Source organism: Chitinophaga varians (assembly GCF_012641275.1).
Taxonomy (GTDB): domain Bacteria; phylum Bacteroidota; class Bacteroidia; order Chitinophagales; family Chitinophagaceae; genus Chitinophaga; species Chitinophaga varians_A.
Map to the genome: position 1 here is coordinate 287,270 of NZ_JABAIA010000002.1, position 21,222 is coordinate 308,491.

The 21,222-nt window shown below is 45.3% G+C and carries 32 protein-coding genes; 31 read left to right on the top strand and 1 reads right to left on the bottom strand.

Going from position 1 to position 21,222, the window contains the following annotated elements; translation table 11 throughout:
* Positions 1–76 precede the first annotated feature (76 nt).
* On the bottom strand, positions 77–370 hold the full coding sequence (locus HGH92_RS15705) for a hypothetical protein (RefSeq protein WP_168871746.1): 294 nt from the start codon (positions 368–370) through the stop codon (positions 77–79).
* Positions 371–3,363: 2,993 nt separating this feature from the next.
* On the opposite strand from HGH92_RS15705, the gene rpsJ reads away from it, so the two are divergent.
* From rpsJ to HGH92_RS15860, 31 genes are all read left to right on the top strand, one after another.
* The gene (gene rpsJ, locus HGH92_RS15710) at positions 3,364–3,669 is read left to right on the top strand and encodes a 30S ribosomal protein S10 (RefSeq protein ID WP_012789286.1); all 306 of its coding nucleotides are present in this window, start codon (positions 3,364–3,366) and stop codon (positions 3,667–3,669) included.
* Between the two features lie 194 nt (positions 3,670–3,863).
* A complete protein-coding gene (gene rplC, locus HGH92_RS15715) occupies positions 3,864–4,481 on the top strand; it encodes a 50S ribosomal protein L3 (protein ID WP_168871747.1) in 618 nt (205 codons plus the stop codon).
* Between the two features lies 1 nt (position 4,482).
* Positions 4,483–5,121, top strand: a complete 639-nt coding sequence (gene rplD, locus HGH92_RS15720; protein WP_168871748.1) for a 50S ribosomal protein L4 — start codon at positions 4,483–4,485, stop codon at positions 5,119–5,121.
* A gap of 69 nt (positions 5,122–5,190) precedes the next feature.
* Entirely contained in the window at positions 5,191–5,490 is a 300-nt protein-coding gene (gene rplW / locus HGH92_RS15725; RefSeq protein ID WP_168871749.1) for a 50S ribosomal protein L23, read from the top strand.
* A gap of 88 nt (positions 5,491–5,578) precedes the next feature.
* Positions 5,579–6,412 carry a 50S ribosomal protein L2 gene (rplB, locus tag HGH92_RS15730; protein WP_168871750.1) on the top strand — a complete coding sequence of 278 codons (834 nt, stop codon included), beginning with the start codon at positions 5,579–5,581 and terminating at the stop codon, positions 6,410–6,412.
* Between the two features lie 63 nt (positions 6,413–6,475).
* Positions 6,476–6,742: a 30S ribosomal protein S19 gene (gene rpsS / locus HGH92_RS15735; RefSeq protein ID WP_078666978.1), complete on the top strand. Its 267-nt coding sequence runs from the start codon at positions 6,476–6,478 to the stop codon at positions 6,740–6,742.
* 91 nt (positions 6,743–6,833) lie between these two features.
* Positions 6,834–7,184: a 50S ribosomal protein L22 gene (gene rplV, locus HGH92_RS15740; protein ID WP_078666979.1), complete on the top strand. Its 351-nt coding sequence runs from the start codon at positions 6,834–6,836 to the stop codon at positions 7,182–7,184.
* Between the two features lie 61 nt (positions 7,185–7,245).
* Positions 7,246–8,034 (top strand): 30S ribosomal protein S3, encoded by a 789-nt coding sequence (rpsC, locus tag HGH92_RS15745; RefSeq protein ID WP_168871751.1) that lies wholly within the window; start codon positions 7,246–7,248, stop codon positions 8,032–8,034.
* A gap of 55 nt (positions 8,035–8,089) precedes the next feature.
* A complete protein-coding gene (gene rplP / locus HGH92_RS15750; RefSeq protein ID WP_078666981.1) occupies positions 8,090–8,509 on the top strand; it encodes a 50S ribosomal protein L16 in 420 nt (139 codons plus the stop codon).
* Positions 8,510–8,575: 66 nt separating this feature from the next.
* Positions 8,576–8,776, top strand: a complete 201-nt coding sequence (gene rpmC, locus HGH92_RS15755; protein WP_078666982.1) for a 50S ribosomal protein L29 — start codon at positions 8,576–8,578, stop codon at positions 8,774–8,776.
* 50 nt (positions 8,777–8,826) lie between these two features.
* Positions 8,827–9,087: a 30S ribosomal protein S17 gene (gene rpsQ / locus HGH92_RS15760; RefSeq protein WP_078666983.1), complete on the top strand. Its 261-nt coding sequence runs from the start codon at positions 8,827–8,829 to the stop codon at positions 9,085–9,087.
* A 66-nt stretch (positions 9,088–9,153) separates the two neighbouring features.
* Positions 9,154–9,522 (top strand): 50S ribosomal protein L14, encoded by a 369-nt coding sequence (gene rplN, locus HGH92_RS15765; protein ID WP_078666984.1) that lies wholly within the window; start codon positions 9,154–9,156, stop codon positions 9,520–9,522.
* Positions 9,523–9,689: 167 nt separating this feature from the next.
* Complete coding sequence (gene rplX / locus HGH92_RS15770; protein ID WP_078666985.1) at positions 9,690–10,028, top strand: 50S ribosomal protein L24; 339 nt, start codon at positions 9,690–9,692, stop codon at positions 10,026–10,028.
* Entirely contained in the window at positions 10,028–10,603 is a 576-nt protein-coding gene (gene rplE / locus HGH92_RS15775) for a 50S ribosomal protein L5 (RefSeq protein ID WP_168871752.1), read from the top strand. The genes rplX and rplE overlap by 1 nt, the downstream gene beginning before the upstream one ends.
* A 20-nt stretch (positions 10,604–10,623) precedes the next feature.
* Positions 10,624–10,893: a 30S ribosomal protein S14 gene (rpsN, locus tag HGH92_RS15780; RefSeq protein WP_168806964.1), complete on the top strand. Its 270-nt coding sequence runs from the start codon at positions 10,624–10,626 to the stop codon at positions 10,891–10,893.
* 106 nt (positions 10,894–10,999) lie between these two features.
* Positions 11,000–11,398: a 30S ribosomal protein S8 gene (gene rpsH / locus HGH92_RS15785; RefSeq protein ID WP_168871753.1), complete on the top strand. Its 399-nt coding sequence runs from the start codon at positions 11,000–11,002 to the stop codon at positions 11,396–11,398.
* A 128-nt stretch (positions 11,399–11,526) separates the two neighbouring features.
* The gene (gene rplF, locus HGH92_RS15790; RefSeq protein WP_168871754.1) at positions 11,527–12,081 is read left to right on the top strand and encodes a 50S ribosomal protein L6; all 555 of its coding nucleotides are present in this window, start codon (positions 11,527–11,529) and stop codon (positions 12,079–12,081) included.
* An 84-nt stretch (positions 12,082–12,165) separates the two neighbouring features.
* On the top strand, positions 12,166–12,519 hold the full coding sequence (rplR, locus tag HGH92_RS15795) for a 50S ribosomal protein L18 (RefSeq protein WP_168871755.1): 354 nt from the start codon (positions 12,166–12,168) through the stop codon (positions 12,517–12,519).
* A 50-nt stretch (positions 12,520–12,569) separates the two neighbouring features.
* Positions 12,570–13,088: a 30S ribosomal protein S5 gene (gene rpsE, locus HGH92_RS15800; protein ID WP_168871756.1), complete on the top strand. Its 519-nt coding sequence runs from the start codon at positions 12,570–12,572 to the stop codon at positions 13,086–13,088.
* 102 nt (positions 13,089–13,190) lie between these two features.
* Entirely contained in the window at positions 13,191–13,376 is a 186-nt protein-coding gene (gene rpmD / locus HGH92_RS15805; protein WP_078666992.1) for a 50S ribosomal protein L30, read from the top strand.
* Positions 13,377–13,506: 130 nt separating this feature from the next.
* The gene (gene rplO / locus HGH92_RS15810) at positions 13,507–13,953 is read left to right on the top strand and encodes a 50S ribosomal protein L15 (protein ID WP_078666993.1); all 447 of its coding nucleotides are present in this window, start codon (positions 13,507–13,509) and stop codon (positions 13,951–13,953) included.
* Positions 13,954–14,031: 78 nt separating this feature from the next.
* Positions 14,032–15,372: a preprotein translocase subunit SecY gene (secY, locus tag HGH92_RS15815; RefSeq protein ID WP_168871757.1), complete on the top strand. Its 1,341-nt coding sequence runs from the start codon at positions 14,032–14,034 to the stop codon at positions 15,370–15,372.
* A 147-nt stretch (positions 15,373–15,519) separates the two neighbouring features.
* Positions 15,520–16,320 (top strand): type I methionyl aminopeptidase, encoded by an 801-nt coding sequence (map, locus tag HGH92_RS15820; protein WP_168871758.1) that lies wholly within the window; start codon positions 15,520–15,522, stop codon positions 16,318–16,320.
* 148 nt (positions 16,321–16,468) lie between these two features.
* Positions 16,469–16,687 carry a translation initiation factor IF-1 gene (infA, locus tag HGH92_RS15825; protein WP_012789309.1) on the top strand — a complete coding sequence of 73 codons (219 nt, stop codon included), beginning with the start codon at positions 16,469–16,471 and terminating at the stop codon, positions 16,685–16,687.
* 70 nt (positions 16,688–16,757) lie between these two features.
* The gene (rpmJ, locus tag HGH92_RS15830; protein WP_073083232.1) at positions 16,758–16,874 is read left to right on the top strand and encodes a 50S ribosomal protein L36; all 117 of its coding nucleotides are present in this window, start codon (positions 16,758–16,760) and stop codon (positions 16,872–16,874) included.
* A 58-nt stretch (positions 16,875–16,932) separates the two neighbouring features.
* The gene (gene rpsM / locus HGH92_RS15835; protein WP_073083235.1) at positions 16,933–17,313 is read left to right on the top strand and encodes a 30S ribosomal protein S13; all 381 of its coding nucleotides are present in this window, start codon (positions 16,933–16,935) and stop codon (positions 17,311–17,313) included.
* A 111-nt stretch (positions 17,314–17,424) separates the two neighbouring features.
* Positions 17,425–17,826 (top strand): 30S ribosomal protein S11, encoded by a 402-nt coding sequence (rpsK, locus tag HGH92_RS15840; protein WP_078666997.1) that lies wholly within the window; start codon positions 17,425–17,427, stop codon positions 17,824–17,826.
* Between the two features lie 154 nt (positions 17,827–17,980).
* On the top strand, positions 17,981–18,586 hold the full coding sequence (rpsD, locus tag HGH92_RS15845) for a 30S ribosomal protein S4 (RefSeq protein ID WP_078666998.1): 606 nt from the start codon (positions 17,981–17,983) through the stop codon (positions 18,584–18,586).
* Positions 18,587–18,653: 67 nt separating this feature from the next.
* Positions 18,654–19,649: a DNA-directed RNA polymerase subunit alpha gene (locus HGH92_RS15850; RefSeq protein WP_168871759.1), complete on the top strand. Its 996-nt coding sequence runs from the start codon at positions 18,654–18,656 to the stop codon at positions 19,647–19,649.
* Between the two features lie 111 nt (positions 19,650–19,760).
* A complete protein-coding gene (gene rplQ / locus HGH92_RS15855; RefSeq protein ID WP_168871760.1) occupies positions 19,761–20,255 on the top strand; it encodes a 50S ribosomal protein L17 in 495 nt (164 codons plus the stop codon).
* Positions 20,256–20,383: 128 nt separating this feature from the next.
* Positions 20,384–21,208 carry a hypothetical protein gene (locus HGH92_RS15860; RefSeq protein WP_168871761.1) on the top strand — a complete coding sequence of 275 codons (825 nt, stop codon included), beginning with the start codon at positions 20,384–20,386 and terminating at the stop codon, positions 21,206–21,208.
* Positions 21,209–21,222 lie beyond the last annotated feature (14 nt).

Consider the following 21,222-nt stretch of genomic DNA (forward strand, 5'->3'; position numbering starts at 1 on the left):
CGGTTACATTTGTATCATGACCAGTTCCCTGGTCATTTGGGATTGCTGAAAACCAATAAAAGAGTAGGCTTTAACCCTAAAACCATTTGTTATGTTCCTTTGTGAATTGCTTGAATGGCTCCGTCGGCTGCTTTGCGGCGACACTAGACCAGGTGGTGGTTGCCGCCGTGATGATGATGACGACGATCGTTGCCATCCTCGTCATTGCAACGGCTAAGCATCTGACGAAGTACTCTTGCTCTTGAATTCCCACCGGCTTGTCTGCCCCTCCCAGACGCATGAACAATGAGAATGCCGAAAGCCATGTAAAAGCGTAGCTGAGATTAAAAACCTTTTTCCTATGGTCATCGATGTACTCTTTCCCTGTCACCAGGTTATTTTGCGTTGCTGAAAAACCGCACTGGGCGGCATTCGGCCAGAGAGCATGCTGCGTTTGTTACCCGTAGAGCCATGACCGAGGTCATGGCTTTTTATTGGCAGGCAGGTAATGAATACCCAAAGCAATGAATGGATAACAGGTGACCAGGGTCATCGTTGTCTTTGAGAGAAGCGGTTACATTTGTAACCATGACCGATTACTGTAGGTCATTTGGGATTGCTGAAAACCAATAAAAGAGTAAGCATTTAACCCCTTTAAATCAAATTTTATGTTTCTCACTCAATTACTCGCATTTCTGCTCCAGCTGCTGTTTGGCGGCAACAACAACAACGGCGGTGGTTGTCACCATGATGATGATTGCCATCATTGCCACCACTAAGTGGCCCGTAAACTATTTTGCTCCTGAACCTCACCGGCTTGTTAGCCCTCTCCAGACGCATGATCAAATGAGACTGCCGAAACCATGTAAAAGTGTAGTTGATATAAAAAACCTCTTCTGATGGTCCTCGATGTACTCTTTCCCTGTAGCCAGGTTATTTTGCGTAGCTGAAACCCGCACTGGGCGGCACCCGGTCAGAGAGCATGCCGCGTTTGTTACCCTTAGGGCCATGACCAACGTCATGGCTCTTTTTATAGGATGGTATTGCAATGAACAAAATGAACGGCTGTGTTATCAATGGATTAACTGAACGGGAAATTATTGCAGGGAAGCACTATTTTGCAGTGTGGCCGGTTGGGTCTGGTCATTGGGATCGCTGAAAACCAAAAAAAGAGTAAGCTCAGAATCTTAATCGTTTCCGTATGTTAAACACAATTCTCAACGCTTTCCTGAAGTTTCTGCACACGGTTATCGGTGCCCTGTAATCCCCCACAGATACAGGACTGTTATTGCGCTTGTATCCTGTGATTATGGAAAACATTTTTTACTTGTATTTCGAAAAAGCCGCGATTCAGTCGCGGTTTTTTTGTGCCCGGTGAGGAACTTATATCAGTAGGATTCCTGCTTTTGGTAATGATTTTTGCAGATATGATATTATTTCGGAAGATGTTTAGTGTCCCCTGAAAACCTTGTAAATAGCGTGTTCAGCGGATTGAACAACAAACATGTTTTGACTAATGGAATGAACAAAATGAATGTATGTTATTGTGCGAATTGCCCTTATTTTTAACATGTTGGTTCTTGCTATGAAGCCAATTGGGATTGCCGAAAACCAAAAAAAGAGTAGGCTAAACAGGAGTAATTCCATTCTTATGAACTTACTGAGTCAATTGCTCGCTACTATCGTTGCGCTGCTGAAAAATCTGCTGGGCGGCCTGTAATCTGTGATCGTCCACGGGAAGAACTGTACTGTTTCTGGTTCTATTTCCCTTTTAAACGTATGTAACTTATTGGGATCGCCGAAAACCAAAAAAAGAGTAGGCATAACAGGTGAAAATCCATTTTTTATGAACATTCTGAGTCAACTGCTCGCAACCATCGTTGCTCTGCTGCAATCTCTGCTGGGTGGCCTTTAATTAACGGCCTCCGTAAGGGAACGGTCCTATCCTTAGTTCGAATTCCCTTGCAACGCATTTAGCTCCGGGACTTGTTCCCGGAGTTTTTTTATTCCAGGCATCTCGTCTTTCAAATATCATAGAGGAGTTACACAATGTGACCAGTATCCGGGAACGGCTGGAGAAGCTTTTCTGCGCTCACTATAGACACTCTTTGAATAGACAATAACGTCGCTTCCGGCTTTCTCTGAGGCGCTTTCCATCTCCGGGAAAAAGAGTGGAAATAATCTGCTATGTCGCCAGCGTAAAGGATTGAACAAAATGATCGAAGGTGAAGGAAATGAACAAAATGGGCTCATGCTAATTGCAGAACCTCTTTTAAATTCGGCACCGGATGTTAACATTATCACTGGGATTGCCGAAAACCAGTCAATAGAGTAGGCATAACAATGAAAACCTAAAACTATGGATTTGCTGAACCAATTGCTCGCACTGATCTTAGGATTAGTAAAATCATTACTCGGCGGTATCGGTGGCGGTTTACCTCTGTAAGAGGCACCGGATGCATCGTATCTGCTTTAACTAATTCAGGACCGCTTCATTTTGATGCACATGCACAAAATGGAGCGGTTGTCTTTTGTGTAGTGCCCGTCTGCCGGTATTATGATCGTATAGTGCAGGTGCTTTATTAATGGTATGGTGTCCTTCCCTTATAGGGCTGTTTTGACCGGCAGTCTGTCAAGCGGCTTTTCCTGGTTACAAATACAGTCTGAATAATCCTCTTCCAGTCATCTGTCTGACAGGCCCGGCCGAGTCAGGCAGCTTTCGCAACAGATGGCCGTATATACCCCTGCACGATGAATTTTTACCGGATGGCTGCCTCCGCCGGCAGGCGAAGGTTTTTATTGCAACATGCTCACCAGCTGTTGTTTGTCCCGGCGTCGTTCCCTCCGATAGTTGATAACCCGCAGGCGTGTAAGTCCCCCGACGGGCTGGGTAGCGGTCGTAAGTTGACCGGATAGCCCAGGACGGACCAGAGATGTAACTGGCCCGTTTAAACAGGCTACTCCGGCTACCGGGCCGGCTTCCAGGCAGGGAAGAAGGGGAGGGCTGCTTTTTTTAGCAGGGCCGCCGGCCGGGCATATCTGCCGTCAGAGCCCGTTTCGGCGTACAGGGAGCAGGGGAGGGGGATGAATACATTTTTCTCCTGTGGCAGCTGAAAAATTTTTTGTTTTGATTTTTGTTTTCCTATATTTGTCAAAATCAGCATGTCAACTAAGCGTAAGACTTAATACGCACAAAATGAATGTTTTCGGAGGCTTAATTGCATAAAGTCCGTACCCCATCGCCCTCTTTCCCGTGACCATGGCAAACTTCTGCCGGGTATCTTTTTATTTTTTTCCTGAGATTTATTTGCCAATTCAAAAAAACCGGGTTACCTTTGCCCTCCCAAATTGTAAAGGGAAAAAACACGAAGAAGTTCATTGCATATGTCTCAGAGAATAAGAATCAAGCTGAAGTCCTACGATCATAACCTGGTAGACAAGTCTGCTGAGAAGATCGTTAAAACCGTGCGTAACACGGGCGCCGTGGTAACAGGTCCAATTCCTTTACCTACAGAGAAGAAAATTTTTACGGTACTGCGTTCTCCGCACGTAAATAAGAAAGCGCGCGAGCAGTTCCAGTTGTGTACTCACAAACGTTTACTGGACATCTATACCTCCTCTTCCAGGACTGTAGATGCGCTGAGTAAGCTGGATTTACCTTCTGGGGTAGAAGTTGAAATTAAAGCATAAGGACAACAGCAAGGCTGGGCAAAAGGCCCGCCTTTTACTGATTTTATGGTTATTGGTTGATTATCAGCCAATAACAATTTTAACAAATAACACATAGGTCGCGCCTTCTGGGCGGCCGCCCAATAAATGTATTTAACCGCCCATCCTGGGGATAGCTGGAAATCCCCCAGGCGCTGGGTAAAATCATATATAAAATGAAAGGTATTATTGGTAAAAAGATTGGTATGACCAGTATCTTCGAGTCCAATGGTAAGCAAACTGCTTGCACCATTATCGAAGCAGGTCCCAACGTTGTAACACAGGTAAAAAGCCTGGAATCAGATGGTTACAATGCAATTCAGGTTTCTTTCGGTGAGAAGAAAGAAAAACACACTACAAAAGCTGAGCTCAATCACTTCGCGAAAGCAAGCACCTCTCCCAAACGTTTTGTTAAAGAATTCCGCAATCCGGACGTACAGAAAGCCCTTGGTGAATCTATCACCTGCGAAATCTTCGCTGAAGGTGAATCTGTTGACGTTGTAGGCACTTCCAAAGGTAAAGGCTTCCAGGGTGTTGTTAAACGCCACGGTTTTAGCGGTGTGGGTGAAGCCACCCACGGCCAGCACGACAGAAGCAGGGCTCCTGGTTCTGTAGGCGGTTCCTCCTATCCTTCCCGCGTTTTCAAGGGCATGCGTATGGCCGGCCAGACAGGTAACGAAAGAGTGAAAGTGAAAGGTCTGAAGATCCTGAAAATATTCCCTGAAAAGAATTATATCCTGGTAAGTGGTTCCGTTCCCGGCCACAATGGTTCAATCGTTTTAATCCAGAAGTAACATGCAACTCGATATTTTAAATATAGAAGGTAAGAAAACCGGAAGATCCATCGAACTTCCTGAGGAGATCTTTGGTGTGGAACCTAACAACCACGTGATCTACCTGGCTGTTAAACAATACCTCGCCGCTCAGCGTCAGGGTACCCACAAGGTAAAAACCAGAGCTGAAGTAAAAGGTGCTTCCCGCAAACTGCACAAACAAAAAGGTACTGGTGGTGCCCGTAAAGGTAACATCCGTAACCCGCTGTATAAAGGTGGTGGTACCATCTTCGGTCCCAAACCTCATGGTTGGGGCATCAAACTGAACAGAAAAGTGAAAGATCTCGCCAAGATCTCCGCCCTGTCAGTAAAAGCTAAGGAAAACAGCATCATCATCGTTGAAGATCTGGCGCTGCAGGCTCCTAAAACCAAACAATTCGTTGGTATCTTAAAGAACCTGAACATCAATGTAGACGGTAAGAAGACTATGTTCATCACTCCGGAATACAACGATAGCGTTTATCTGTCTTTAAGAAACATCCCTACTGTAGACGGAGCAATGCTGAGCGATATCAATACTTATGATATCATGAACAGCAACTACCTCGTGTTCACAGAAAGCGCTGCAAAAATCTTCACTGAAGAGCCTGCAGAAGCATAAGGTGTTGTAAACCAATTCAATAACAAAGCTACAAAGCTCACAGCTTAAAAGCTATAAGCTATAAAGAAGATGAAACTTTCAGACGTTTTAATCAAACCGGTAGTAACCGAAAAGGTGAACAAAGCCACCGAAAAATTCAACCGCTACTACTTCATTGTTGACAAAAAAGCCAACAAACTGGAGATCAAAAAAGCAGTGGAAGAATTCTACGGTGTAACCGTACAGGATGTGAATACTGCCGTAATGCCGGGTAAAGCTAAATTCCGCTTTACTAAAGCCGGTTTCATTGCAGGTAAAAAACCGTCTTACAAAAAGGCGATCATCACCCTCGCATCTGGTGAAACTATAGATCTGTATGCTAACATGTAGTGCCGTTCCGGCCTGAACAGCCGGGATGTGGATGTATATACAGATCACGATTTATATTTATCAATAACATTTAACTTTTTAGGAAGTAATGGCACTGAAGAAGTTCAAACCAATGACGGCCGGTACCCGCTGGAAAATAGGCAACGCTTACGCTGAGCTGACTACGGATACCCCCGAAAAAAGCCTGCTCGAGCCCGCTAAAAGAAGCGGCGGTAGAAACGCTCAGGGTAGGATGTCTATGCGCTACATCGGTGGCGGTCACAAAAAAGCTTACCGTGTGGTAGACTTTAAACGTGAAAAAACCGATATCCCTGCTACTGTTAAAACTATCGAATACGATCCTAACCGTAGCGCATTCATCGCTCTGATCAGCTATGCAGACGGTGAAAAACGTTATATCATCGCTCCACAAGGCCTCCAGGTTGGCAGCACCGTTATCAGCGGTGAAAATGTTGCTCCTGAAGTAGGTAACGCCCTGCCGCTGAAAAACATGCCGCTGGGTACTGTGGTACACAATATCGAACTGCAGCCTGGTAAAGGCGGTGCTATCGCAAGAAGCGCCGGCGCCTACGCTCAGCTGTCGAACAAGGAAGAAAGATACGCTGTACTGAAAATGCCTTCCGGTGAACTGCGTAAAGTGCTGAACACCTGTATGGCAACTGTAGGTACCGTTTCCAACTCCGACCACGCCCTGCAGTCTATCGGTAAAGCAGGTGCTAACCGTTGGAGAGGTATCCGTCCCCGTAACCGTGGTGTGGCCATGAACCCTGTAGATCACCCGATGGGTGGTGGTGAAGGTAAATCTTCCGGCGGCCATCCTAGATCCAGAACAGGCAAATATGCGAAAGGTCTGAAAACCAGAAAACCGCATAAGAGCTCTGATAAACTGATCATCAGCAGGAAAAACGGTAAAAAATTATAATATTTCGGAATTCGGGTCCTGCTAACCCGGGACCCAAATTTGAAAAATCATAAATAAGAAGACATGGCTCGTTCCATAAGAAAAGGTCCTTACGTAGACCAGAAATTAGAAACTAAAGTTGAAAAAATGAACGCTGGCACCAAGCGCACAGTTATCAAAACCTGGAGCCGCCGTTCTACTATTACGCCTGATTTCGTTGGTCACACTTTCGCTGTTCACAATGGCAATAAATTCATTCCGGTTTATGTAACGGAATTTATGGTAGGCCATAAACTGGGCGAATTTGCACCTACACGTAACTTCAGAGGACACGCTAACAAGAAAATGTAAATTATAGTCTGAGGTTTGAGGTTTGAGAAGGCTCAAGCCCAATCTCAAACTCCAGACATCAGACATTAAATAATAAAAGAAATTAATAACAATGGAAGCAGTAGCTAAGCTGAATAATAATCCCACATCTACCCGCAAAATGCGTTTGCTGGCAGACTTAATCCGTGGTCTGGATGTGGAAAAGGCTTTGAATATTTTGAAGTTCCATCCAAAGCACCCCAGCGTTCCGTTGGAAAAACTGCTGGTATCCGCTATCGCAAACTGGAAAGTGAAGAATGAAGGTGCTCGGGTAGAAGATGCCAACCTGATCGTTAAAACCATCTTCGTTGACGGTGGCCGCACCCTGAAAAGGATGCGCCCTGCTCCACAAGGTAGAGGTTACCGTATCCGCAAGAGAAGTAACCACGTTACGATTGTAGTGGATGGTAAAAATGCACAGTAAGCGTTTCATACCAAAGAGATATAAATTAAAACTATTAAACTAATAGACAAATAACCGAAACATGGGTCAGAAAACAAATCCTATTGGTAACAGGTTAGGTATCATCAGAGGATGGGACTCTAATTGGTATGGCAGCAAAAAAGATTTTGCTACCAAACTGATCGAAGATAACAAGATCAGAACTTATCTGAATGCCCGTATCAATAAAGGTGGCATCTCCAGAGTTGTGATTGAAAGAACTTTAGGTAAGTTGATCGTCACTGTGCATACTTCCAAACCAGGTATCATCATAGGTAAAGGTGGTAACGAAGTTGATCGTATCAAGGAAGAACTGAAAAAACTGACTGGTAAAGAAGACGTACAGATCAATATTCTCGAAATCCGTCGTCCTGAAATGGATGCTAACATCGTTGCCGAAACCATCGCCAAACAAATTGAAAGCCGTATCAACTACAAACGTGCTATCAAAATGGCGATCGCTACTGCACTGAGAATGGGAGCAGAAGGTATCAAAATTAAAGTAAGCGGCCGTCTGGGTGGTGCTGAAATCGCCCGTGCTGAAGAAGTGAAACAAGGTCGTGTTCCCCTGCATACTTACCGCATGGACATCGACTACGCTTCCCTGTTCGCACTGACTGTATACGGTAAAATCGGTATCAAAGTATGGATCTGTAAAGGTGAAGTACTGGGTAAACGCGATCTGAACCCGAACGTGCTGACTGGCAAAGAAGGCGATAACCGCGGTGGTGGACGTGAACACGGTGGAGAAAGAAGAGAACACGGCGAAAGAAGAGAACATCGCGGTGGTGACAGAAGAGGCGGTGAAAACCGTGGCGGTGGCCGCAGATAATCCCTGCAGGCATAGCAAACATTAACAATTACTATTAACATTAACAATACAGACGATGTTACAGCCAAAAAGAGTGAAACATAGGAAGATGCACAAAGGCCGCATCAAAGGGAACGCTAAAAGAGGCGCTACCCTCTCCTTTGGTACATTCGGTCTTAAAGCATTAGAACCTAAGTGGATCACTGACAGGCAGATCGAAGCTGCCCGTGTAGCCCTCACCAGACACATGAAACGTGAAGGTAACGTATGGATCCGCATATTCCCTGACAAACCTATCACTGCCAAACCACTGGAAGTAAGGATGGGTAAAGGTAAAGGTGCTCCAGACCATTGGGCAGCTGTAGTAAAACCTGGAAGAATTTTATTTGAAGCAGACGGCGTTCCCTTACAGGTAGCGAAAGAAGCGATGGAACTCGCAGCACAAAAACTGCCCATCAAAGTAAAATTTGTAACCAGCCGCGACTACGTTGCTTAATTACTTATCAATCACTAATATATCCCGTTTGCCGCTCACGCTGTAAACGGACCAAATAAAATACAAATGGCAAAAGAAAAGCTGGATCTGAACGGCCTGAGCATTCAGGATCTCCAGGAGAAAATCTCTGCTGAAGAGCTGCGCCTGAAGAAAATGAAATTCGGTCATGCAATTACGCCCATCGAAAATCCCATGAGCATCCGCTCTGTGAGACGCGATATCGCTCGTATGCAAACCGAACTGCGCAAAAAACAACTGGGCTTCTAAGCATTCGTATAACAAAATTTACCTCCCCGGAGGATTAAATACTTTCAACAATGACGACCGAAAGACAATTAAGAAAAACCAGGATTGGTGTGGTGGCCAGCAACAAAATGGATAAAACCATTACTGTGAAGGTAGAACGTAAAGTGAAGCACCCTATCTATGGTAAATTCGTTAAAAAAACTACCAAGTTCATGGCGCACGACGATAAAAACGAGTGCAGCATCGGCGATACCGTGAAAATCGCGGAAACCCGCCCTCTGAGCAAAAACAAATGCTGGAGACTGGTAGAAATTATCGAAAAAGTAAAATAATTTATCAAGTGTTTCATGCTGCTGCCGGCTTACCCGGCTTCAGCCGCTGATTAAAAACTCATTACGATGATACAACAAGAATCAAGACTGAGTGTAGCTGACAACAGCGGTGCCAAAGAAGTACTTTGCATCCGCGTGCTGGGCAACTCCGGTCAGGACTACGCTAAAGTAGGCGATAAAATTGTGGTAACTGTAAAGGACGCGATTCCTGGCGGTGGTGCTAAAAAAGGTATGGTTACCAAAGCGGTAATCGTAAGAACCAAAAACAAATTACGCCGTAAAGACGGTTCCTATATCCGTTTCGACGACAACGCGGTTGTACTGCTGAATAACTCAGACGAACCACGCGGTACCCGTATTTTCGGTCCGGTTGCCCGTGAACTGAGAGACAAGGGATATATGAAAATTATCTCCCTCGCTCCTGAGGTATTATAAGATTTGCTAATTTATCCATTTTGATATTTTGGGTTTTATCCCCTGAAATAGCAAAATGGATAAATGTCAAAATATTTCTTATCTTTGCAGCCCGTTTGCAAAACGAGACAAAACATTAATCAAGCGAAACAATTGTTTCGCTTGGCGTTTATAAATAAATCAAAGTGATGAAAACTAGATTTAAGCCTAAATTCAACATTAAGAAGGGCGACCTGGTTGCGGTGATTGCCGGCGACGACAAGGACAGGACCAAAGCACGCAAAGTGCTGGAAGTTCACCCTGAACAAGGCCGCGTTCTTGTAGAAGGCGTTAACATTATTACCAAGCATACCAAGCCTACTGCTCAGAACACCAAAGGTGGTATCGTTAAGCAGGAAGCTCCGATTGCTATCTCCAACGTGATGCTGTGGGATGCCAAAGCAGGTAAACCTACCCGTGTGAACAGACAGCGGGAAAACGGTAAATTAATTCGTATCGCTAAAAAATCAGGGGAGGTAATTAAATAATGGCAAACTCTAAATATACTCCAAGACTGCAGAAAAAATACTTCGACGAGGTAGCTCCTGCACTGATGAAGAAATTCAACTACAAAAGTGTAATGCAGGTTCCCCGTCTGGTGAAAATTTGCCTGAACCAGGGTATCAATGGCGCCGTTGGTGATAAAAAACTGGTTGACATCGCTGTAGATGAAATGACCCGTATCTCCGGCCAGAAAGCTGTTGCCACACTGTCCAAAAAAGATATCTCAAACTTTAAACTGAGAAAAAACATGCCTATCGGCGCCCGCGTAACGCTGCGCAGCACCAACATGTTTGACTTCCTGGACCGCCTGGTTTCTGTTTCCCTGCCTCGTGTACGTGACTTCAAAGGCATCAACGAAAAAGCTTTCGACGGTCGCGGTAACTACACCATGGGTATCACCGAACAAATCATCTTCCCTGAGATCGATATCGATAAAGTAACCAAAATGTCCGGTATGGATATTACTTTCGTTACTACGGCTAAAACCAACGAAGAAGCTTACGAGCTGCTGAAAGAAATGGGTATGCCGTTCAGGAACATGAAAAAAGATAATCAGTAAATCGAAACGATAATATAATTATGGCAAAAGAATCCGTAAAAGCCAGACAAAGGAAAAGAGAAGCCATGGTAGCAAGATTCGCTGAAAAGCGCGCTGCCCTGAAAGCTGCCGGTGACTACGCTGCACTGGACCAACTTCCTAAAAACGCTTCTCCTGTTCGTCTGAAAAACAGATGCCAGCTGACCGGTCGTCCTAAAGGATACATGCGTCACTTCGGCCTCTGCAGGAACATGTTCCGCGACCTGGCTCTCGCAGGCAAAATCCCTGGCGTAACTAAAGCCAGCTGGTAAATTCAATATTTAAATAGTAAAATATTTAAATATTAACAAAGTTATTTGATTCCCATCTCTTTCGATTGGATATCGCATTGTAAACATTATTCAAACTATTTAAACAATGGTTACTGATCCAATAGCAGACTTCCTGACTAGAATCCGGAACGCGCAAATGGCCACCCACAGGATCGTGGAAATTCCGGCTTCCAAGCTGAAAAAACGCATTACAGAAATTCTGTACGATAAAGGTTATATCCTGAAGTACAAGTTCGAAGAGGACAACAAACAAGGCATCATCAAAATAGCCCTGAAATACGATCCTCAAACCAAAGAACCCGCTATTAAAGAACTGCAACGCATCAGCCGTCCAGGTCTGCGTCAGTACGCTAAACCAGAAGAGTTCAAGCGTGTTAAAAACGGGCTCGGCGTGGCTATCATCTCCACTTCCAAAGGCGTAATGACCGATAAAGAAGCTAAAGCTCAGAACGTAGGCGGCGAAGTAGTTTGCTACGTTTATTAATATATTGGCTTACAGGGACTTCTGGTCCCGGTAAGCCCAAACGGTTATCTGACAATTAAGCTTTCTATACGGCGCTGAACACGGATAACTGCAGAAACAACTATCAAAAATATACTTAAACTCAAGTTATGTCACGTATAGGTAAAGCTCCTATCAAATTGGCCAGCGGTGTTACCATCACTGTTTCCCCGGCTAATGAAGTTACTGTAAAAGGTCCTAAAGGTGAACTGAAAAGATCCATCGACAGAGACCTGAAAGTAGAAGTGAAAGACGGAGTATTGACTGTAATTCGTCCTACAGATCAGATCCGCCACAAAGCACTGCACGGTCTGACCCGCGCACTCATCGCTAACATGGTGACTGGTGTTACTGAAGGATTCAAAAAACAACTCGAACTGGTTGGTGTGGGTTACAAAGCTGCTAACAACGGTCAGCTGCTGGACCTGTCTCTGGGTTACTCCCACAACATCGTGATCGAAATTCCAAAAGAATTGAAAGTGGCTACCCTGACTGAAAAAGGTCAGAACCCTAAAATTATGCTGGAAGGTTCCGATAACCAACTGCTGGGCCAGGTAGCTGCTAAAATCCGCAGCCTCCGCAAACCTGAACCATACAAAGGTAAAGGTGTTCGCTACAGCGATGAAGTGGTTCGTAAGAAAGCTGGTAAGTCAGCAGGTAAATAATTTTTAACTAGCTAATCAGCCTCCGGCTGGTTAGCTGGTTTTAACATATCCCGGCAGCATCGGGATAATAAAATAAAACTCACAATGAGCACAAAAGTTAGCAGAAGGGAAAAGATCCGCTACCGCATCCGTAAAAAGATCTCCGGTACTGCCAAAACACCAAGATTATCTGTATTTCGCAGCAACAGCGATATCTACGTACAGCTGATCGATGATACCAACGGTACTACCCTGGCATCCGCTTCTTCCCGTGATAAAGATATCAAAGCGCAATCCGGTACCAAATCCGAGAAATCCAGACTGGTAGGTATGGCCCTGGCTCAGAAAGCCACCGCTTTAGGCCTCACTACCTGCGTTTTCGACAGAAGTGGGTACTTATACCATGGCCGCATTAAAAGTGTAGCTGACGGAGCAAGAGAAGGTGGTCTCCAGTTCTAATGCTGGGTCCTAATTTTATCATTCTGAACAAGTAATTCTTATAAAATAAAATGGCAAAGAATTCATTCAATAAAGTAAAGGCCGGTGATCTGGAGCTGAAAGAAAAAGTAGTGGCGATCAACCGTGTTACCAAAACCACCAAAGGCGGTCGTACTTTCAGTTTCTCCGCACTGGTAGTAGTAGGTAATGAAAACGGCGTGGTAGGTCATGGCCTTGGTAAAGCTAAAGAAGTACAGCAGGCTATCACCAAAGGTATCGATGATGCTAAAAAGAACCTGATCAAGGTTCCGGTTATGCACGGTACTATTCCTCACGACCAGTTCGCGAAAGAAGGTGCTGCCAAAGTATTGATCAAACCGGCTGCTCACGGTACCGGTGTGATCGCGGGTGGTTCTATGCGTGCAGTACTGGAAAGCGCAGGCGTTACAGACGTACTGGCTAAATCCCTGGGTTCTGCCAACCCGCACAACGTGGTGAAAGCTACTTTCAAAGCACTGGGCCTGTTACGTGAACCAATCAGCGTAGCAAGAACCAGAACTGTTTCCCTGAAGAAGGTTTTCAACGGTTAATTCCCTTCCGGGGCGATCATCCGGTGTAAACATATATCTCCGGGATATATTGATACTCATTATTAACAATTAAATTACTCCGCCTTCAGCGGATAGGGATTTATGGCAAAGATTAAGATCACTCAAGTGAAAAGTGGTATTGACCGTCCTGAAAGGCAGAAACTGACCTTGAAGGCACTGGGCCTGACTAAAATGAACGCTACTGTTGAAGTAGAAGCTACTCCTCAGGTGCTGGGAATGGTCCGTAAAGTTGATCACCTGGTAAAAGTAGAGACAGTTAACGCTTAATTAATTAAGTAACACTGCTGTGGGATTGTCTGCTGATAATCTTACTTTTACATTTGTAACTTTACAAAGTCATACTTTTTACAATTACATGCGAGCGGTTAATTTCCGCGTAAGTAAAAACAATTAAATTATGAATCTGCATTCATTAAAGCCTGCTAAAGGCGCCGTACATAAAGAAAAACGTCTCGGACGTGGTGAGGCTTCCGGTAAAGGTGGTACTTCTACAAAAGGTAACAAAGGTATCCAGCAACGCGCCGGTTACGCCAGCAAAAGAGGCTTTGAAGGTGGCCAGATGCCAATCCAGCGCCGTATGCCTAAACGCGGTTTCAAAAACAATAACCGCGAGGAATACACCATCTTCAACCTGGGTCAGATTGACCACTTAGTTGAAAAATATGGCCTGCAGGAATTCAACCTCGAAAACCTGTATATGAACGGCCTGGTGAACCGGACAGCTAAAGTTAAAATCCTGGCTAACGGTGAACTGAAATCCAAGGTGACTGTTAAAGTAAACGCTATCAGCGAAAAAGCTAAACAGGCCATCGAATCAACAGGTGGATCAGTAGAACTGGTATAAGACTTTACGACTGAGGAGACGCCTACGGAGTAGTGCGTCTTTTCATATTTAATAGCGCTATTAAACCTTTATCTTCCTGTGAAGAAATTTATCGAAACGATTAAGAATATCTGGAGTATCGAGGATCTGCGTAATCGCATCTTAACTACCCTGCTCCTGGTCCTCATTTACCGTGTTGGATCGTATATAGCCTTGCCCGGTATTGATGCAAACGCGCTCAGCAACTTTGAAAAAAATTCTAACCAGGGCATTCTGGGACTGGTAAACATGTTTGCCGGCGGATCGTTTTCAAGGGCCTCTATTTTTGCGTTGGGTATCATGCCCTACATCTCCGCTTCCATTGCTATTCAGTTGCTGACCATAGCAGTACCTTATTTCCAGAAACTGCAGAAGGAAGGTGAAAGCGGCCGCAAGAAAATCAACCAGTATACCCGCATCCTTACTGTGGTGGTAACCGGATTCCAGGCAAGTGCTTACGTAGCTTATCTCCGTAATCAGTCAGGTGGCGCTATTATTCCAGAATACGGAACCTTCTTTTTCTGGCTCTCTACCACTATCGTCCTCACAGCAGGTACCCTGTTCGTGATGTGGCTCGGTGAAAAGATCACAGATAAAGGTATTGGTAACGGTACTTCCATTATCATCATGATGGGCATCCTCGCCCGCCTCCCACAAGCCCTGATCGGGGAATTCTCCTCTAAAGTGGCCGGCTCCGGCGGTCCGATCCTCTTCCTGATCGAAATCGCGGTGTTTATCATGATCACCGTGGGCCTTATCCTGCTCGTTCAGGGTACCCGGAAAATTCCCGTTAACTACGCAAAACGTATTGTGGGCAACAAACAATACGGCGGAGTTCGCCAGTTCATTCCCCTCAAAGTGAATGCAGCTGGTGTAATGCCGATCATCTTTGCCCAGGCTATTATGTTCATCCCTGCTACGGCCATCGGTTTCGCTACCAGCTCTGAAAGCGCTTCCGGTTTCGTTCGTATCTTCAGTGACCACACTAATGGCTGGTACAACCTGATCTACGCTGTTCTCGTGATTGTATTTACTTATTTCTATACTGCGCTGATCTTCAACCCCACTCAGATGGCGGATGAAATGAAACGCAACAATGGCTTCGTTCCTGGTGTTAAACCCGGTAAAGCGACTGCCGACTATATCGGTGCTGTAATGGACCGCATTACCCTCCCGGGAGCATTTTTCCTGGCACTCGTGGGTATTATGCCCGGTCTGGCAGCTGCCTTCAAGATCAACAGCAACTTCGCCACCTTCTTCGGTGGTACGTCCCTCCTGATCATGGTAGGGGTTATCCTTGATACGCTGCAACAGATCGAAAGCCAGCTCCTGATGCGCCACTACGATGGCCTCATGAGCACCGGCCGCATCAAGGGCAGAACTGCCCCGGCTAATGCTTAAATGATTGATCGCCCGGTGCTCCGGCGCCGGATGCGACAAACGCAATAAAATAGCCACAAGAGCTTTCACGCTTTGGTGGCTATTATATTTTGTTAAGGCCGTCAACCGCCCCGTTAAAAGGGCCGTCCGGCCAAAAGTTTACGAAAGATGATTCACTATAAGACGAAGGAAGAAATAGAGCTGATCCGTAAAAGTGCCCTCCTCCTCAGCGCTGCCCTGGCTGAAGTGGCGAAAGCCCTCAAACCAGGTATGACCACGCTCGATGTAGACGCGGTGGCGGATAAATTTATCGTGGAAAACGGAGCCGTGCCTTCGTTTAAAAACTATAAAGGTTTCCCCAACGCCTGCTGTATCTCTGTGAACGAGGCAGTGGTACACGGTATTCCCAATAAACATGTGCTGAAAGACGGTGATATCCTCACAGTGGACGTAGGCGTGTATATGAACGGTTTCCATGCTGACAGCGCCTATACTTTCGCTATTGGCAATGTGCCCGAGAATGTGCGCCGCCTTATGGCCGCCACGAAAGCATCTCTTTATAAAGGCATCGAAAAGGCCGTTATCGGCAACCGTATCGGGGATATCTCCTACGCTATTCAGGAATATACCGAAAAAGAACGCGGTTACGGCGTGGTAAGGGAACTGGTAGGGCATGGCCTTGGCCGTCATCTCCATGAAGACCCGCAGGTGCCTAACTACGGCAAACGTGGCAGCGGCCCGGTGATAAAGGAAGGCCTGGTCATCGCCATTGAACCGATGATCAACCTCCGTACCAAGGACGTGGAATACCTGGAAGACGGCTGGACCGTGGTTACCCGCGACAGAAGCCCGTCAGTCCACTTCGAACATACCGTGGCGGTAGGAAAAGGTAAGCCGGATATCCTGTCTTCCTTTACAGAAATCGAAAAAGCGGAAAAAAACAACCCGGAACTGAACACAAATTACTAAAATCTGTTAGTGTATTTGATTCATAGTGAAGGAGTTTTAAATGGCGACAGACAGGCATTAATGACCGGACCGGCAATATTAATAATAATTAAGGGAAATTTTTCTATTTCAAAAGATAAATGCTATCTTTGCAGTCCTAAAAATTTTTATGGCAAAACAGGCACTCATTAAACAGGATGGAATTATATTAGAAGCCTTGTCAAACGCTATGTTCCGTGTAAAACTGGAAAATGGGCACGAGATCCTGGCCACCATTTCTGGAAAAATGAGAATGCACTACATACGCATTCTGCCAGGAGATAAGGTGGGAGTGGAGATGAGCCCATACGATTTGTCAAGGGGCCGTATAATTTTCAGATACAAATAGGCGGGACCCGGATTCGTGCATTAAGGCAGATAAATTAACAAATAATATAACCTTTTATAAAATAATTATCATGAAGGTAAGAGCTGCAATCAAAAAAAGAAGTGCGGATTGTAAAATAGTTCGTAGGAAAGGTGTTCTGTTGGTGATCAACAAAAAGAACCCTCGTTTCAAACAACGTCAGGGATAATCTGTTCCCCCACGGAATTTGATTTTTTAATCAGAATCATAAAATCTAAAATATAAATATGGCACGTATAGCCGGTATAGATCTTCCTAAAAATAAAAGAGGAGAAATTGGCCTCACCTATATTTTTGGTATAGGCCGTTCTACCGCCCAATATATCCTGAACAAGGCGGAAATTGATGTAAACAAGAAAGTGAAGGATTGGAATGACGATGAACAAGCTGCCATCCGTAACATTATCAACGGCGAGTTTAAGGTAGAGGGTCAACTGCGTTCTGAAGTACAAATGAATATCAAGCGTCTGCTGGATATCGCTTGCTACCGTGGTCTGCGTCACAGGAAAGGCTTACCGGTAAGAGGTCAGCGTACACGTACCAACAGCCGTACCCGCAAAGGTAAACGTAAGACAGTGGCTGGTAAGAAAAAAGCAACTAAGAAATAATAAATAATCCCAGGTTGGAATCCCAAATTCCCAAACGAGGGGTTTGGTTTCGATGTCAACAGGATCGGAAGATTTGGGATCTGGAATTTCATATTTGGAATTTAAATCATTATGGCAAAAGCAAATAATACAAAAACTGCTGCTAGTAAAAAAAGGGTAGTAAAAGTAGACAACTACGGAGACGTACACATCTCCGCCAGCTTCAATAACATCATTGTGAGCATCACCAACAAACACGGTCAGGTTATCTCCTGGTCTTCTGCTGGTAAAATGGGCTTCAGAGGTTCTAAAAAGAACACTCCGTATGCTGCTCAGCTGGCTGCACAGGATGCTGCAAAAGTTGCTATGGACGCCGGTCTGAAAAGAGCAGATGTATTTGTAAAAGGCCCAGGAGCAGGTCGTGAAAGCGCTATCCGTGCTATCGCTAACTCCGGTATCGAAGTGAGCATGATTAAAGACGTTACGCCTTTACCGCACAACGGTTGCCGTCCTCCCAAGAAAAGAAGAGTATAGTCAGCTATCATAACAGATTCCAGATACCGGACTTCCGAAGAAGTTGGGTATCTGGACTTTGTAATTTATATTTATAATTGGGTGTATGATCAGGTTTTCAGATTTTTTGAAGAGCATACATCATTAACTAAAAAATCTAACTTATATTTAAATCATGGCAAGGTATACAGGCCCAAAGACCAAAATTTCCAGAATTTTTGGCGAACCGATCTTAGGTAACGGTAAATATTTAGGTAAAAACAGTAACCCTCCGGGTCAGCACGGTGCTAACCGCAAACGTAAACAACTGGGCGAATACGCACTGCAGCTGAGAGAAAAACAGAAAGCCAAATACACTTATGGCCTGCTGGAAAAACAATTCCGCAACCTGTTCGACGAAGCTACCCGCAGAAAAGGCGTTGCCGGTGAAGTATTGATCAAATTGCTGGAAGCACGTCTGGACAACACCGTATTCCGTCTGGGTATCGCTCCTTCCCGCCCTGCTGCCCGTCAGCTGGTATCCCACAAACACATTACCGTTAACGGTATCGTGGTAAACACACCTTCTTTCCAACTGAAACCAGGTGACGTTATCAGCCTGAAAAACAAAACTGCCAACAATACCGCCCTCACCAGCGTTATCCGTGGTAAAAATCCTAAATTCAGCTGGCTGGATTGGAATGAAAAAGAAATGAAAGGCGTATTCATTGCTTATCCTGAGAGAGAGAGCGTTCCTGAAAACATCAAGGAACAACTGATTGTAGAATTGTACTCTAAGTAATAAATATTAGTCCATGGCTATTGCCATGGACTAACTTCATATTTAAACTAATAAATCTATCATATCAATGGCAATTTTAAATTTCCAGAAACCTGATAAGATCGTATTGCAGAAGTCTACCGACTTTGAAGCTCAATTCGAATTCCGTCCATTAGAACCAGGTTATGCTGTGACTATCGGTAATGCGTTGCGTCGCGTACTGTTGTCTTCTTTGGAGGGCTATGCCATTGTGGGTATTAAAATTGAAGGCGCCGATCACGAATTCGCTACACTCAGAGGTGTTACCGAAGACGTTACAGAGATCATCCTGAACCTGAAACAGGTTCGTTTCAAGAAGATCGCTGAAAACGACGTAACGAACGAAAAGATCACCCTGTCCATCAAAGGCAAAACAGAATTTCGTGCTGACATGATCGAAAAAGCCACCAGCGCTTTCCAGATCATGAACCCGGAACTGCTGATCTGCACCCTGGACCCTTCTGCCAAACTGGACATCGAACTGACCATCGGCAAAGGCCGCGGTTACGTGCCAGCAGAGGAAAATAAACCCAAAGATGCAGTATTCGGCTACATCGCTATTGACTCTATCTTTACGCCTATCAAAAACGTAAAGTACAGCATAGAAAATACCCGTGTGGAACAAAAAACCGACTATGAGAAACTCATCATGGAGGTTGTCACTGACGGTACCATCCACCCGGAAGAAGCAGTAAAACAAGCTTCCCGCATCCTCATCCAGCACCTGATGATCATCACCGATGAAAACATCAGCTTTGATACCAAAGACGCTGAAAAAGAAGATGTTGTGGATGAACAAACACTGCAACTGCGCAAGATCCTGAAAACACCACTGGAAGACCTCGATCTGAGCGTGCGTGCATTCAACTGTCTGAAAGCAGCGAAAATCAACTCCCTGAGCGAACTGGTACAATACGAACAGGAAGAACTGATGAAGTTCAGAAACTTCGGCCAGAAATCCCTCAGCGAAATCGAACAAGTGCTCGGCGAAAGAGGCCTGCACTTCGGTATGGACCTGTCCAAACTGAAACTCGAAGAAGAATAGTCAAACAATACTGATGCCTTGCAGATGACTTCATCCGGCAAGGCATCTTCTTTTTTTAATACAGTACCTTACAATTCCTGACACGGTGTAAGGGGTAAAACAACAAATGTCATGCGTCACGGAGTTAAATTAAACAAATTAAGCAGAACTGCTGCCCACCGCAAAAGCCTGATGTCTAACCTGGCTTGCGAACTGATCAGCCACAAACGTATCACCACTACCCTCGCAAAAGCGAAAGCACTGCGTGTTTACGTTGAACCGCTGCTCACAAGAGGCAAAAACGATACTACCCACAACCGTAGAATCGTGTTCAGCTACCTGCAGGACAAAGAAGCGATCAAAGAACTGTTCGGTGCGATCAGTGAAAAAATTGCTACCCGTCCTGGTGGTTACACCCGTATCATTAAGCTGGGTAAACGTCATGGGGATAACGCAGAAGTTGCCCTGATCGAGCTGGTTGATTTCAACGAAATCTACGGTGCTCCGACAGAAAAAGCTGCTGCCAAGAAAACCCGTCGTGCCGGTGGTGCTAAAAAGAAAGCTGACGCTGCTGCTCCTGCTGCAGAAAAAGCTGCTGATGCCACTGAAGAGAAAACAGCTGAGTAATCGTACTTTACGATACACAAAAGGACAAAGCCCCGCTTTGTCCTTTTTTTATGTCTAAATAAATGTATTTATTTTGTAATATTATGGTGATTTCCCTCCGGGGAATAACCAACACCTAATCATTGCCTATGAAATACCTGCTTTGTGGAAGCTGCTCCTATGCCAGCCCCCTGAAATCCGAATACCTCACTTTCTGTGATCAATGTGGAAAAAAACTGCCCGATACTTTCGCTGACTGGCGAAAAATCCATCCTATGGGCTCTTTCGCGGAATATCAGCAAACGGTGGGCATCTCCATAAAAGAAAAAAAGCCCAACCGCACCTCCTCCTGGTTCAAAAGACAATTGCAACCAGCCAATAAAGGCAAGGTCATCGTGTTCTTTTCCCTGGTATTTGTGCTGCTGGCCACCGCAGGTACCCTGTTTGGCAAAAGGGCGGTATTTACGCTGTTGTACGCTAAAGTGCCTAAATCCTATCTCTATTCCAGCTGGCAAACGGCTACCATCGGCCGGCAGGCACTGGAAATCAGCACGCCGGTAAAGTTGTGGATACACGACCAGCCACTGCCACCGGAGATCGCCCAGGTGACGGAATATGCCAAAAGCTACCGGAATGAGGACGGCGGCGGCATCCGTATTACTGTGAATATGTACAGCTACTTCGGAAACGTGGCCAATACGCTCGAAAATGCCAGGGAAGACAGCCACCAGGCCATGACGCAGGACGATCTGTCTGATATACACGCCAAATCCATCCCGGTGCTGGTTTCCGGTATACAAGGCCAGCTGGAGGAAGGAAATTACCTGTATAAAGGTGGTATCCGCCTGGCATTCCAGAACCTGGTGGTCGTAAAAGGGGCCAACCGCTGGGAGATACAAATCCATTACCGGGATGACGACCCCATCGGTCCACAAGTGGCCCAGCGCGTGCTGAAGTCAGTAAAAATTAAATAACAGGGCAGAAAGCA